The following is a 13,849-nucleotide window of genomic DNA, read 5'->3' as shown; positions in this document are numbered from 1 at the left end:
CAGATAATGGGCGATTTTCATCACAACGAGCAGGAGCCGGAACGTTTCCGCCGACGCACGCTGCTCGCAGGCATGCTGGTATTACTGGCCTTCCTCATCCTGTTCGGCCGGTTTTTTTACCTGCAGATCATCCAGCACGAGTATTACGCGACCCGCGCTGAAAGCAACCGCATTTCACTGGTCCCGATCATGCCCAACCGGGGCAACATCGTGGACCGCAACGGGGTCATCATGGCCCGCAACTACTCGGCCTTCACGCTCGAAATCACGCCATCCAAAACACTGGGCCTGGAAGAAACCATCGATGGCCTGAGTGAAATCATCGAGATACAACTCAAAGACCGTCGACGCTTCAAGCGCTTGCTCGAAGAATCGAAAAATTTCGAGTCCATCCCCATCCGGACCCGCCTGACCGATGCCGAAGTTGCCCGCTTTGCCGCCCAGCGCTTTCGTTTTCCCGGCGTCGAGGTTAAAGCCCGCCTTTTCCGGCAATACCCGGAAGGCACACTGGCTGCTCATGCGATTGGCTACATCAGCCGGATCAATACCAAAGATGCGGAAATGATCGAAGCGAGCGGACATACCGCAAACTATAAGGGGACGGAACATATCGGCAAAGTCGGACTCGAAGCTCACTACGAATTCGAATTGCATGGTACGGCAGGTCACGAGCAGGTCGAGGTCGACGCTGGTGGTCGAGCAGTGCGTGTCCTTTCCCATACCGCCCCCATTCCCGGCAACAACCTGACGCTGACCCTGGATACCAAGCTACAGGCGGTTGCCGAGCAGGCCTTCGGTGGCCGGCGGGGTTCGCTGACTGCCATCGACCCAAGTAATGGCGCCGTGCTCGGCTTGGTTTCCTCTCCGGCATTCGATCCCAATCTCTTTGTCGACGGCATCCGCTTTGACGACTGGGATGAACTCAACAACAGTCCGGACAAGCCCATGCTCAACCGGGCCATCTACAGCACCAATCCGCCCGGCTCGACCTTCAAGCCACTGATGGCACTGGGCGCGCTGACCACAGGCAAGCGAGCCGCCAACCAAGCAATTGCCGACCCCGGCTTTTTCAACTTCGGCAATCGCCGCTTCATGGACGACAAGGTCGGCGGCCACGGCTCGGTCGACATGCACAAATCCATCGTCGTTTCGTGCAACACCTATTACTACGTACTCGCCAACGACATGGGCATAGAGAATATTGCCCGCTTCATGGGCGATCTCGGCCTGGGGCGACGTACGGAAATTGACATTCCTGGCGAAGCTACCGGCATCCTGCCATCCGCCGCATGGAAGCAGCAGCGCTTCAAAAAGCGCGAGCAACAAAAATGGTACGCTGGTGAAACCATTTCGGTCGGCATCGGCCAGGGCTACAACGCCTACTCCACCCTGCACATGGCACATGCTTTGGCCAACATTGTGAATTACGGTCAGGTTTTCCGTCCCCATCTGGTACACACCATCACCAACCCAACCACTGGAGAAATCCGGGTGGTAGAGCCACAACCGATACGTCAAATCCCCCTCAAGCCGGAGCACGTCGAGGTGATAAAACGCGCCATGGCCGGGGTAGTCAAGGAAGGGACCGGGTCGCGCGCCTTTGCTGGAGCGGCTTACGAGTCAGGCGGAAAAACCGGCACCGCACAGGTGTTCGGTCTGAAGGGGGGACAGAAATATGTCGCGGGGCGAGTCGGTGAACGCCTGCGCGATCACTCCTGGTACATCGCCTTCGCCCCGGTAGACAAACCCCGGCTGGTCGTTGCAGTAATGGTCGAAAATGGCGGTTTCGGCGCACAATCCGCCGCGCCGATCGTGCGTCAGGTCTTCGATTACTATCTGACCGGAAAACTACCCGGCGGCCCAGCACCAGAGGTCGATGCCCCCGAGGGTGATGGCAATACGGAGCTGCTCGAGGAAGCACACGATGAAGCTCATTAAACGCATCATTCGCGGCATATTGGCCCACCTCGACATGCCGCTGTTCCTGATCATCCTCGCCCTGATGGGCATCGGTCTGCTGACGGTTTATTCGGCAACCGCCAGCGACGGCTTCTGGAAACTCGACAAGCAACTTGTGAACATGGCGCTATCGATGGCCGTCATGCTGCTGGTCGCCCGAACCCCGCCACAAACTCTGATGCGTTTTGCCGTACCGCTCTATGCGCTCGGCGTCATTCTGCTACTTGGCGTCGCGCTGTTCGGTATTGTGGTCAACGGCTCCCGCCGCTGGATTTCGCTCGGCATCGTCCGCATCCAGCCCTCGGAAATCATGAAAATCGCCATGCCGTTGATGCTTGCCTGGTATTTTCACAAACACGAGTCGATGCTGCGGGCCAAACACTATGCGATTGCCAGCCTCATCCTGCTGGTACCGATCATTTTCATCCTCAAGCAACCTGACCTTGGTACCTCCCTGCTGATCGGCGCAGCCGGTTTCTTTGTCATTTTCCTGGCAGGCCTGCCGTGGAAAGTGATTTTTGGTCTGGGAGCCCTCGCCGGTGCCGCATTGCCCTTTGCCTGGACCATGCTGCACGACTACCAGCGCCGCCGTGTGTTGACGCTACTAGACCCAACCTCGGACCCGCTCGGTGCCGGTTACCACATCATCCAGTCGACCATTGCCATCGGTTCGGGCGGCAGTCTCGGCAAAGGCTGGCTCAAGGGTAGCCAGACCCACCTCGAATTCATCCCGGAAAAGCACACCGACTTCATTTTCGCTGTATTTGCCGAAGAATGGGGATTGCTGGGCAATGGCATATTGCTCATCCTGTTCACCCTGCTGATCGGCCGCGGCCTGATGATCGCCGCTGCCGCGCCCACCATGTTCTCCCGGCTGCTGGCCGGCTCGCTGACACTGGTCTTTTTCACCTACGCTTTCGTCAACATGGGCATGGTTTCCGGCATCCTGCCGGTCGTTGGCGTCCCCTTGCCCTTTGTCAGCTATGGTGGCACCGCGCTGGTCACCCTGATGCTGGGGATCGGGATCCTGATGAGTATTCACACACACCGCATGCTGGTAAAAAAATGACGCCCCCCCGCCATCTATTTCTGCTGTCTTTTTCATTACTGCTTGCCGCCTGTGGCAGTCAGCCGGAACGGCCGGTTCAGGATGCCCGGACGGAAAGCAAACCCGCACCGGTCAAATCTGCGTCTGGCGCTACAACCAAGCCACGCTGGGGTGGCGGCTACTACAAGGACGACGGCCCAGCCGACGACATCCCGGAAAATCTCGAACAAACGCCGGATGCCATGCCGCGCTGGGAACCACTGCACAAGCCGGCACTTCGCCCTTACGAGGTTTTTGGCCAGCGCTACGTACCGAATACTGCCGTTGTTCCATACAAGGCCCGTGGCACCGCCAGTTGGTATGGCAAGAAATTCCACGGCCAGAAGACGTCGATTGGCCAGCCCTACGACATGTTTGCCATGACGGCTGCCCATCCGACCCTGGCTCTGCCCTCCTACGTTCGGGTGACCAGCCTGCAGAGCGGGCGTTCAGTCGTCGTTCGAGTAATTGATCGCGGGCCCTTTCATGCTGGACGGATCATCGATCTTTCCTATACGGCCGCTTACAAATTAGGGCTGATTCACGGTGGCAGCGGTCAAGTCGAAGTTGAAGCCATTGTGCCCGGCGAAAGCGCCTCAACGACATACGCTCAGGTCGCACCGCCCAGCATGCCGATAGCGTCAGCACCGCCGGTTGCCGAAGTCAGTACCCTGCCAGCCGGTATTTATCTGCAACTGGGCGCCTTTGCCAACGCCGACAATGCCGACAACCTGAAGCGACACATGGAGCGGGAACTGGACTGGATCAAGGAGCAGATGGTCATCCTGCGGACCAACGGCCTGCATCGTGTACAACTGGGGCCTTACCAGACGCGCCAGCAGGCTGAGACGGTGGCTGAACAGATCCGCAACAACCTGGGTTACAAACCCTCGTTTGTCAGCCGCTGAACGATTTCAGTCAGCCAGCCCAACGGTTGCGCTGACGATATTCCCGCGCCCTTCATATTCAAGCCGGGAGAAACTGGTCAGACGAGCCATTGCGATACCCCGGCCATTCGGATCAAATGCCCGTTCAGGTGCGAAGTCGAGAAATTTTTGCCAATCGAAGCCATCGCCTTGATCTTCGATGCGGAAGCTGATCGAGGCTGCCTGCCGCTCAATCCGGATCACCGCCTGCCGTCCCTTGAATTGCGGCAGATCCAGCCGGCGCCGGATTTCCGCCTCCCAGTCGCCATCCCATTTAAGTAGGGATTTTTCGCGATAGGTGATGCCAAGATTTCCGTGTTCGACAGCGTTGACCATGAGATCCGACAAACCGGGAGCAACCCGGTCCGGTTCCGGACACAAGCCGGCCAGAACCGGCACCAGACAGGAAACATCTTCGAGCGTGGAAAACACATACTCGGCAGCCAGCAAACGCTTCTGTGCTTCCTCTTGCTGCGCCGCCTGGGAACGCAACGCTGCACGCGCCCGCCGATCTTCCAACGCCGCCCGGACGATGGAGATCAAAGCTTCCGGCGCATAAGGCTTGGTCAGGTAGTAATAAGCCCCCGCCTCCAGCCCCTCTCGCACCTGCTCGGGGGCCGACGCGGCGGTCTGCATGATCACCGGCACATCGGCAAAGCGCGCCTCACGCTTGATCCGGCGGAGGAACTCCATGCCATCCATACCCGGCATCATGCGATCGAGCACGACCAGCGAGAAACTGGCATCGACTTCCTGCATGCGCTGCCAGGCGAGCAGTGGATCACTGAACAATTCGAGCCCCAGGCTCTCCTGCTCAAGGAAATCCTCGATCAGCATCAAGTTGATTGCTTCGTCGTCGACTACAAGGACACGGTTTTCGGACATGAATACAAGCTTTCCAGCAGAACGGGCGTGGCAGGAATCCTAGCATGAGCGTACCGTTTGATGCGGATCAATGGTGAAGATCGGGCACTGGCTATACTGCCTTGCTTGTCCAGAATGAAAATTGACATGCCCTCCCTGCCCGATCTCGTCTGTCCGGCCGGCAGTCTGCCGGCACTCAAGGCTGCCATCGACCATGGTGCCGATGCGGTCTATCTCGGTTTCAAGAACGATACCAACGCACGCAACTTCGCCGGCCTGAATTTCGACCAGAAAAACATGGCTGAGGGTATCCGCTACGCCCATGCCAAAGGTCGCGAAATCCTGTTGGCGCTCAACACCTTTGCCCAGGCCGGGCGGGTTGCCGAATGGCAAAATGCCGTCGATGCTGCGGTCGACCAAGGCGTGGATGCCATTATCCTGGCCGACATCGGCCTGCTCGATTACGCCCGGCAACGCCACCCGCAGCAGCGCCTGCACCTCTCCGTCCAGGGATCGGCCACCAGCTACGAGGCGATCAACTTCTGCCAGCGCGAATTCGGCATCCAGCGGGCGGTTTTGCCGCGCGTGCTGACCCTGGCCCAGGTTGAGCACGTCATCAAGAACACCAGCGTCGAAATCGAAGTCTTCGGCTTTGGCAGCCTGTGCGTGATGAACGAAGGTCGCTGCTGGCTGTCGTCCTACGCCTGCGGTGAATCGCCGAACACGGTTGGTGCCTGCTCGCCGGCCAAGTACGTCAAATGGGACAAGTTACCGGGCGCCATGGAAACCCGGCTCAACGGCATCCTGATCGACCGCTTCGGCGATGCTGAGCCGGCCGGTTATCCAACCCTGTGCAAAGGCCGTTTCGATGTCCAGGGCGACACCTATTACGCGCTGGAAGAACCAACCAGCCTGAATGTCCTGTCCATCCTGCCCGATCTCATCAAGATCGGCGTCAGGGCGATCAAGGTGGAAGGCCGGCAGCGCAGCCCGACCTATGTCGCCCAGGTCACCCGCACGCTACGCGCAGCACTCGATTCGTTGCGCGACGGCAGCGAACATTTCCAGGTCAAACCAGCTTGGCAAGCCGAATTATCCAAGGTATCGGAAGGCAGCCAGGCGACGCTGGGTGCCTACAACCGGCCGTGGCGCTGAAGGAATCGACATGAAACTGTCTTTAGGTCCGCTCCTCTATTTCTGGCCAAAAGCCGAAGTCATGGCGTTTTACGCGGAAATCGCCGAAAACCCCGCAATCGACATCATTTATGTCGGCGAAGTGGTCTGTGCACGACGCCAGCAACTGCGTAGCGCCGACTGGATCGGTCTGGCCCGCGACTTGAACGACGCCGGCAAAGAAGTAGTCATCTCGGCGCAGGCACTGCTCGAATCGGAAAGCGACCTGAAAGCACTGCGCCGGCTGATCGACGAACTAACCGAGAATCCCGGCTGCAAAGTTGAAGCCAACGATCTTGGCGCGGTCAACCTGATGGCCGGGCGTGATTTCGTCGCCGGGTCGCATATCAACATCTACAACGAAGCCACGCTGGCCACCTACGCCCGCTTCGGCATGAAGCGCTGGGTGCCGCCGCTGGAAGCGTCGCGCGACATGATCGCGACGCTGCACGACACGCGGCCGGCCGGCATCGAAACGGAAGTCTTTGCTTTCGGCAAGCTGCCACTCGCCTTTTCCGCCCGCTGCTTTACCGCCCGCCATTACGACCTGAACAAGGACGACTGCCAGTTCAAGTGCCTGGACCACGCCGAAGGGTTGACGCTGAAAACCCGCGAAGGTCAGGCATTCCTGACCATCAACGGCATCCAGACCATGTCGGCACAAAGCTATAACCTGCTGGCTGAAGTTCCGGAGATGCTGCGAATGGGCATCGATATCGTGCGCATCAGCCCGCAGCAGCAACGCCTCGGCGAAATCATCGCAGCATTCGATGCCGCCAGAAAAGGGCAAAATATTGCGGTCGACGCTGAAAAATGGTCAGAAACCGGGCTGGTTAACGGTTACTGGTTCGGTGACGCCGGTATCAAGCAGCACCACACACAATCCCTGGCTCAACTGGGCGCCTGAAAATGAACAGTCAATTTCTCATCCCCAAATTCAAACTGCCAAATTTTGTTGCCCGTATTGGCCAGAAACTCCCGCAGTGGCCGCACGCACTAGCCCTGGTTGGTGCGCTGAACACAGCGCTGAAAATGAAATTGTTGCCGGAAAGCGAGTTGACCGCACTCGAAGACAAACTGTTTCACGTCCGGGTGCTCGATACCGGCGGCGAAGCCTGGTACACCTTCAGCCAGGGCTTGTTCCGTCCGGTTTTCCGGCCGCAACGCGCCCCCGATCTGGCCTTCGCCGCCAACCTGTCGGCCTACCTGCAATTGCTCGCCCGGCAGGAAGACCCGGATACGCTGTTCTTCAACCGGGAACTGGAAATCACAGGCGATACCGAACTCGGGCTGATCGTCAAAAACATGCTCGATGCCATCGAGTTACCGAAGCTGCCAACATTACCATTTGCTAGCCGCTAGCCGCTAGCCGCTGTACATCAAAAAGCCCCGGACCGCTTGCAGCAACCCGGGGCTCTTCACCTCAAATCAGCGCGCCACCCGCAAGCTTAGTTGCCGCTACGCGCCTCTTCCGCAATGAAGATTTCGACCCGGCGATTCACCGCCCGACCCTCGGCCGACGCATTGTCGGCCACCGGCTCCCGTGAACCTCGGCCATCGATACTGATGCGCTGCGACGCGACGCCGCGCGGCACCATGTAATCGCGTACTGCCGCAGCACGATTCACGGATAGCGGGTTATTCACCGTATCCGATCCCGTGCTGTCGGTATGGCCGACAATCGTCACCCGCGTGACGGCATGCTGCGCCAGACTACTGGCCAGACGATCCAGCACCGGCCGCATCGACGGTTTGACATCGTAACGTCCCGTATCAAAGGAAATATCGCTGGGAATCTCCAGTTTCAGGCGGTTATCACCGGTTTGCGTCACCTCGACGCCAGTACCCTGCGTCGCCTGCTCCATGGTCGCTTTCTGCTCCTGCATGCGCTTCGACCACAGATAGCCGCCACCACCGCCCAATGCCGCGCCGGTCGCCGCACCAATTGCAGCGCCCTTGCCGCGATCCGACTTGCTCGACGTGGCCATGCCAAGCACAGCGCCAGCCACTGCACCAATTGAGGCGCCGGTTGCGGTATGGCGCTGGGTCTCATCCATACTGGCGCAGCCCCCCAAAAACAGCGTGATCGTACTCAAGCAAATTAAGGTTTTTTTCATCGTCTATCCTTCTTTGGTGTTGTTGATTTCTGGAGTGGCAGGGGAAAGAACGATGGCGAGTCAATCTGGCCGGAAAAACCTCAGGCGCTTTTCGCCGCGAGCCTTGACCATGGATTTGGCCAAGGCATCCGACAATCATTTGCCCTTGCTGGCATCCTTGATGTTTTCTTTCAAGTCACCGTAGGCCGCCTGAACTTTACCGCCAGATTTCTGAAGCTTTCCTTCCAGCTCCAGATCGTCGTTGCCGACGAGCTTGCCAGCGACTTCCTTGACTTTGCCTTTGGCTTCTTCGATACGACCCGCAGCTTGATCCTTGTTCATGGTGTGCTCCTGAAAATGAAATTGATTGAGGGCATCAGTGGCGAAAATGCGCTATAGCAACTGAGTTGGAGAGAATAGGCCGGGCACTGCCAGCAATCGGTGCGCTAGCACACCCATGGCGAACAAACTCGCCAATATGCTTGAACAAACGGCAAAGCAAGGAACTTGGCTCAACGCTCAAACGAAATGCTGAAACAGCCCCAGGCAGAACACGCGCATGCCGGACGTGGACAAAAAAAGGGAGGCCTCGGCCTCCCCCTTTGCTTCAAGACAGTAAATGCTTAGTCCTTTTTCTGGGTGTCCAGACGGAACTTCACATAGCTGCCCGGTGCTGGTTCAATAACCTTCAGCGCACCAGCTTCGGCATTGCGCGCCGGCACCTTGGCACTGCCACCTGGCAGGCTGGTGACCCACTGATGCCAGTGCGTCCACCAGGAACCTGCATTTTGCGTGGCGCCGGCGAGGAAATCGTCCGGACTTTCCGGCAGATTGCCGTCGGTCGCGTCATTGGTCCAGAAACCATACTTGTTGGCAGCTGGCGGATTGACGATACCGGCGATGTGGCCGGAACCACCCAGCACGAACTTGGTATTGCCGGATGGCAGACGGGCACCCATGTAGGTGCTCTTCCACGGGGCAATGTGATCTTCGATGGTCGAGATGAAATAACACGGGGTCTTGACCTTGCTGATGTCGATCTTGACGCCACCCAACGTGATGCCACCCGGTTCCTTGAGCAGGTTGTCCAGGTACATGTTGCGCAGGTAGAAGCTGTGCATGGCAGCCGGCATGCGCGTCGAATCGGAGTTCCAGTAAAGCAGGTCGAACGGGAACGGATCCTTGCCCATCAGGTAGTTGTTGACCACGAAAGACCAGATCAGGTCATTGGCGCGCAGCATGTTGAAGGTGCCGGCCATTTCCGAACCTTCGAGGAAACCGCGTTCGGCCATCTTCTTTTCCAGACCGGCGACAGCGCCTTCGTCGAGGAAGATGCCCAATTCGCCGGGTTCGGAGAAGTCGAGCATGGTCGTGAAGAAGGTGGCGGAATTGACCCGCTTGTCCTTCTTGGCGGCCATGTAGGCCAGCGTGGTCATGGTCAGCGTACCGCCCAGGCAATAGCCGGCCATGTTGACGCTGTCTTCGCCGGTATGGGCGCAAACCTGATTGACCGCTTCGAGCGAACCTTCGAGCAGGTAATTTTCGAAGGATTTTTTCGCCAGCTTCTCGTCTGGATTGATCCAGGACATGATGAAGGTGGTGTGGCCCTGGTTGGTTGCCCAGTTAACCAGCGAGTTCTTCTCGCGCAGATCGAGGATGTAGTACTTGTTGATCCACGGCGGCACGATCAGGAAAGGCTTCTTGTACTGGTCCGGGGTCTTCGGATCGTACTGGATCAACTGGAACAGTTCGTTCTGGAAAACCACCTTGCCCGGCGTCGTGGCGACGTTCTTGCCCATTTCGAAAGCCGAGGTATCGGTCATCCGGATGCGCAACTGGCCATCACCAGCCTCAACGTCGTGCAGCAGGTTGTTCAGACCCTTGATCAGGTTCTGGCCGTGGCTCTTGACCGTCTCGCGGAAGACTTCCGGATTGGTCATGGCAAAGTTGGACGGCGACAGCGCGTCGATGTACTGGCGGGTGAAAAAGTTGACCTTCTGCTGCGTCGCGTCATCCAGACCGTCGGTATCAGCCACCGTATCGTGGATGTGACGGGCGGCGATCAGGTAGGACTGCTTCATGAAGTCGAACAGGAAATGCTGCTCCCATTCCTCATCCTTGAAGCGATTGTCACCCTTCTTCGGCGCGGCAACCGGGGAAGCGTTCGGCATGCCCATCATCTTCATCATGGACCCCTGCCACAACGAGAAGTAGTCCCACATCATGTTCATCTGGGTCTGGGCAAGCTTGTACGGATTGGCCATCAGGCGTGCCGACAAATCCATGAAGGCCTTGGCCACGCCGAGTTCGTCGCTCGGTGCATCCGCGCCATCCTTGGCCTTCTTTTCCATGTACTGGGTGATGATGCGCGAGGCGCGCTGGGCGACTTCGGCATAGGTCTTGGCCATCTCGGCCGGGTTGGGCAGGTTATGGCCCGTTTCTTCGTTTTGTTGCGACATCAAAAACTCCCTCTGTCAGTGTGCGGCGGGTCGGTGCTGCAACCGCGAATAGCGAATCACCCCGTCGGCGTCGGTCTTGCGCGACAGCCGACCAGCTTGCTCAAGGTAGTTCAGATGGGCAATTGCTTCACCCATCGCGAACATCGTCTGGTGTGTATCGAGCGCCCGACCAAACAACACGTCGAGCGACTCAGCAGCGCTCTTTGGCGCCTCTTCACAGCTGTTCTCAAGAGCATGCAATCGTTCTTCGTGGTGCGCATGCAAGGCACCCACTCGCGCTTGCACCCCGGTAAAGGGCAAGCCGTGTGATGGTAAAACCAGGGTCTGTTGCGGGATTTCCCTTGCCATCTCGTCCAGCGAGTCCAGATACCAGCGCAATGCGTCAGCCTCCGGCGTAGCGGCAAAAACACTGATATTCGTGGAAATTCTTGGCAAAAGCATGTCTCCTGAAATTAACACGCCAAGTTCGGCACAGTAAAGCGCCATATGCTCGGGAGCATGACCATAACCGATATATATTTGCCAAGTGTGACAGCCAATGCGTAATACGTCGCCTTCTTTCACGCGCCGGTAGTATTCCGGCAGGGCCGGCACGGCTTTGCGATAACCGGAACCCCGAGTGGCAAACTTGGCGAGTTGTTCGCCGGCCAGCCCATGCTGGCGGAACTGCTCGACCATGAAGCGCGCCCCATGCCCGCCAACCTCGTGCCAAACGGCGTGTGCCGTCAGGAATTCGCCGGTCGTCATCCAAAGGCTGGCACCGGTTTCCGCCATCAACCAGCTGGCCAGTCCCAGATGGTCGGGATGGAAATGCGTGACGATTAGCCGCTTCACCGGACCATCGAGTGATTTCAGGATGTCCTGCCAGGTCGACCGCACAGCATCGTCGGGAAAGCCGGTATCGATGATGGTCCACCCATCGACATCGCGCAGCAGCCACAAATTGATATGGTCGAGCTGGAACGGAAGTGGCATGCGCAACCAGAATACCCCGGGAGCAACCTCGGTGAGCTCGCCGGCAGCGGGAATCTGGGGAAAAGGATATTGCAGGGACATGGCGTGAAAAAAAGACGGCGGGCATTCAAGTTACCATACGGTAGCGGATTGAAAAAACCCCTTTCTTCTGATTAACTTCGCGGCAACATCAGGAGACCGCATGAGCCAGTCGGCCATCACCTTTGCCATATCAGACCTCGCCCGGGAATTCGGCATCACGCCGCGCACCATCCGCTTCTGGGAAGACCAGGGCATCCTGGCGCCGGAGCGCGAAGGCAGCAAACGCATTTTCACGCGGCGCGACCGGGCACGGCTGAAAATGGCCCTGCGCGGCAAGCGCCTCGGCCTCTCCCTGGCCGAGATCAAGGACTTGATCGGCATGTACGACTCGACCGAGGACGACACACCGCAACTGCTCGAATGCCTGCGCATCATGGAAAAGCGGCGGGCGGCGCTGGAACAGCAAAGGGAAGACATCGAAGCGGTACTGGCGGAAATCGGGCAATTTGAAAAACTCTGTCGTGACGAATTGGCAAGGCGCAGCTAGTGTGTTTTTTTCCCGTGCATGTTGACGTTAACGTAAACGTCAATACAATCACAAAACACACTGCGCAAGCAGCACGGAGACCAAGCATGAACCAACGCACCGCCGACCCCCACTTTGCCGAACGCGTCCGCGCCAGTTTCGCCAAACAGCACGCGATGGATTTGATTCACGCGACGCTGCCGGTCGTTGAAGCCGGGCTGACGGAGATTCACCTGCCGCATTGGGAAGGCGTCGAGCAGCAGCACGGCTTCGTGCATGGCGGCGTGGTCGGCATGATCGCCGACTCGGCTGCCGGCTATGCGGCGATGACGCTGGTTTCGGCCTCGGCATCAGTGTTGACCGTGGAATACAAGATGAATCTGGTGGCCCCGGCCGATGGGGAAAAACTGATAGCCCGCGGCAAGGTGGTGCGCCCGGGAAAAACCCTGATCGTCACGCAAGCCGAAGTATTTGCCGTCAAGGACGGTCAGGAAAAGCTGTGTGCGCTGATGCAGCAGACCATCATGGTCATGCACGGCAAAACGGAAAAATAAACTTAAAACGGAGACAAACCATGCATATCCCTAGCCTCGACTTTGGCCTCGGCGAAGACATCAACCTGCTGCGCGACGCGGTAAAGGCATTTTCCGATGCCGAAATCGCACCGCGTGCCGCCGAAATCGACCGGATCAACGAATTCCCGGCCGACCTGTGGAAGAAATTCGGCGACATGGGCCTGCTCGGCATGACCGCCGGCGAAGAATACGGCGGCACCAACATGGGCTACCTGGCGCACATCGTCGCGCTGGAAGAAATTTCCCGCGCCTCGGCCTCGGTCGGCCTGTCCTACGGCGCGCACTCGAACCTGTGCGTGAACCAGATTCGCCGCAACGGCACGGAAGCGCAGCGACAAAAATATCTGCCCAAGCTGATTTCCGGCGAACACGTCGGCGCGCTGGCCATGTCCGAGCCGAATGCCGGTTCCGACGTGGTGTCGATGAAGCTGAAGGCCGAAAAGAAGGGTGACCGTTACCTGCTGAACGGTTCCAAGATGTGGATCACCAACGGCGGCGATGCCGACACCCTGGTGGTCTACGCCAAGACCGACCCGAACGCCGGGGCCAAGGGCATGACCGCCTTCATCGTCGAAAAGGGCATGAAGGGCTTCACGCACGGCACCCACCTCGACAAGCTGGGCATGCGCGGTTCCAACACCTTCCCGCTGTTTTTCGACGATTGTGAAGTGCCGGAAGAAAACGTGCTGGGCGGCGTCGGCAACGGCACCAAGGTATTGATGTCCGGTCTGGATTACGAGCGCGCCGTGTTGTGTGGCGGGCCACTCGGCATCATGGCGGCGTGCATGGATGTCGTTGTTCCCTTCATCCATGAACGCAAACAGTTTGGCCAGGCCATCGGCGAATTCCAGTTGATGCAGGGCAAGATCGCCGACATGTATTCGACCTGGATGGCCAACCGCGCTTATGTCTATGCCGTTGGCCGCGCCTGCGATGCCACCGACCATGCGCGCACCTTGCGCAAGGATGCCGCCGGCGCGATCCTCTACTCGGCCGAAAAAGCGACCTGGATGGCCGGCGAGGCAATCCAGACGCTGGGTGGCGTCGGTTACACCAACGAATATGCCACCGGCCGACTGTGGCGCGATGCGAAGCTCTACGAGATCGGAGCAGGCACTTCCGAAATCCGTAGAATGCTGATCGGTCGAGAACTTTTCGCCGAAACCGCATAAACACGCTCCCGCCGGC

General features: G+C 58.4%; 14 protein-coding genes. 9 read left to right on the top strand and 5 right to left on the bottom strand.

Annotated elements, in window-relative coordinates; all coding sequences use genetic code 11:
- Nucleotides 1-6: 6 nt before the first annotated feature.
- The 3 genes from mrdA to RCI20_RS02965 are packed head-to-tail and all read left to right on the top strand — an operon-like array spanning nucleotide 7 to nucleotide 3,954.
- Nucleotides 7-1,938 carry a penicillin-binding protein 2 gene (gene mrdA / locus RCI20_RS02975; RefSeq protein ID WP_306603056.1) on the top strand — a complete coding sequence of 644 codons (1,932 nt, stop codon included), beginning with the start codon at nucleotides 7-9 and terminating at the stop codon, nucleotides 1,936-1,938.
- The gene (gene rodA, locus RCI20_RS02970) at nucleotides 1,925-3,028 is read left to right on the top strand and encodes a rod shape-determining protein RodA (RefSeq protein ID WP_306603055.1); all 1,104 of its coding nucleotides are present in this window, start codon (nucleotides 1,925-1,927) and stop codon (nucleotides 3,026-3,028) included. Before mrdA ends, rodA begins: the two co-directional genes overlap by 14 nt.
- Nucleotides 3,025-3,954 carry a septal ring lytic transglycosylase RlpA family protein gene (locus RCI20_RS02965; protein WP_306603054.1) on the top strand — a complete coding sequence of 310 codons (930 nt, stop codon included), beginning with the start codon at nucleotides 3,025-3,027 and terminating at the stop codon, nucleotides 3,952-3,954. The genes rodA and RCI20_RS02965 overlap by 4 nt, the downstream gene beginning before the upstream one ends.
- A 6-nt stretch (nucleotides 3,955-3,960) precedes the next feature.
- Here RCI20_RS02965 and RCI20_RS02960 read toward each other — a convergent pair whose 3' ends face one another.
- Complete coding sequence (locus RCI20_RS02960; RefSeq protein ID WP_306603053.1) at nucleotides 3,961-4,857, bottom strand: response regulator; 897 nt, start codon at nucleotides 4,855-4,857, stop codon at nucleotides 3,961-3,963.
- A 126-nt stretch (nucleotides 4,858-4,983) separates the two neighbouring features.
- Between RCI20_RS02960 and RCI20_RS02955 the strand changes: the two genes are divergently transcribed.
- Genes RCI20_RS02955 through RCI20_RS02945 form a run of 3 tightly spaced genes read left to right on the top strand, consistent with a single transcriptional unit; the run spans nucleotide 4,984 to nucleotide 7,371 of the window.
- The gene (locus tag RCI20_RS02955; protein WP_306603052.1) at nucleotides 4,984-5,991 is read left to right on the top strand and encodes a peptidase U32 family protein; all 1,008 of its coding nucleotides are present in this window, start codon (nucleotides 4,984-4,986) and stop codon (nucleotides 5,989-5,991) included.
- Between the two features lie 10 nt (nucleotides 5,992-6,001).
- Nucleotides 6,002-6,916, top strand: coding sequence for a U32 family peptidase (locus tag RCI20_RS02950; protein WP_306603051.1), 915 nt, complete (start codon nucleotides 6,002-6,004; stop codon nucleotides 6,914-6,916).
- Between the two features lie 2 nt (nucleotides 6,917-6,918).
- On the top strand, nucleotides 6,919-7,371 hold the full coding sequence (locus RCI20_RS02945; RefSeq protein WP_306603050.1) for an SCP2 domain-containing protein: 453 nt from the start codon (nucleotides 6,919-6,921) through the stop codon (nucleotides 7,369-7,371).
- Nucleotides 7,372-7,457: 86 nt separating this feature from the next.
- Here RCI20_RS02945 and RCI20_RS02940 read toward each other — a convergent pair whose 3' ends face one another.
- From RCI20_RS02940 to RCI20_RS02925, 4 genes are all read right to left on the bottom strand, one after another.
- Nucleotides 7,458-8,126 carry an OmpA family protein gene (locus tag RCI20_RS02940; protein ID WP_306603049.1) on the bottom strand — a complete coding sequence of 223 codons (669 nt, stop codon included), beginning with the start codon at nucleotides 8,124-8,126 and terminating at the stop codon, nucleotides 7,458-7,460.
- Nucleotides 8,127-8,261: 135 nt separating this feature from the next.
- The gene (locus tag RCI20_RS02935; RefSeq protein WP_306603047.1) at nucleotides 8,262-8,447 is read right to left on the bottom strand and encodes a CsbD family protein; all 186 of its coding nucleotides are present in this window, start codon (nucleotides 8,445-8,447) and stop codon (nucleotides 8,262-8,264) included.
- 281 nt (nucleotides 8,448-8,728) lie between these two features.
- The gene (locus tag RCI20_RS02930; RefSeq protein WP_306603045.1) at nucleotides 8,729-10,564 is read right to left on the bottom strand and encodes an alpha/beta hydrolase; all 1,836 of its coding nucleotides are present in this window, start codon (nucleotides 10,562-10,564) and stop codon (nucleotides 8,729-8,731) included.
- A gap of 15 nt (nucleotides 10,565-10,579) precedes the next feature.
- Nucleotides 10,580-11,620 (bottom strand): MBL fold metallo-hydrolase, encoded by a 1,041-nt coding sequence (locus RCI20_RS02925; RefSeq protein WP_306603044.1) that lies wholly within the window; start codon nucleotides 11,618-11,620, stop codon nucleotides 10,580-10,582.
- 100 nt (nucleotides 11,621-11,720) lie between these two features.
- Between RCI20_RS02925 and RCI20_RS02920 the strand changes: the two genes are divergently transcribed.
- The 3 genes from RCI20_RS02920 (at nucleotide 11,721) to RCI20_RS02910 (ending at nucleotide 13,833) form a co-directional block, all read left to right on the top strand.
- On the top strand, nucleotides 11,721-12,107 hold the full coding sequence (locus tag RCI20_RS02920; protein WP_306603042.1) for a MerR family DNA-binding transcriptional regulator: 387 nt from the start codon (nucleotides 11,721-11,723) through the stop codon (nucleotides 12,105-12,107).
- Nucleotides 12,108-12,193: 86 nt separating this feature from the next.
- A complete protein-coding gene (locus RCI20_RS02915; protein WP_306603040.1) occupies nucleotides 12,194-12,640 on the top strand; it encodes a PaaI family thioesterase in 447 nt (148 codons plus the stop codon).
- A gap of 20 nt (nucleotides 12,641-12,660) precedes the next feature.
- Nucleotides 12,661-13,833 (top strand): isovaleryl-CoA dehydrogenase, encoded by a 1,173-nt coding sequence (locus RCI20_RS02910; RefSeq protein ID WP_306603039.1) that lies wholly within the window; start codon nucleotides 12,661-12,663, stop codon nucleotides 13,831-13,833.
- Nucleotides 13,834-13,849: the final 16 nt, after the last annotated feature.

The sequence above is a fragment of the Azonexus sp. genome (assembly GCF_030824335.1).
In the GTDB taxonomy this organism is placed as follows: Bacteria; Pseudomonadota; Gammaproteobacteria; order Burkholderiales; family Rhodocyclaceae; genus Azonexus.
The sequence above is the reverse complement of the archived record's forward strand: the minus strand, read 5'-3'. Positions and strand labels throughout refer to the sequence as shown.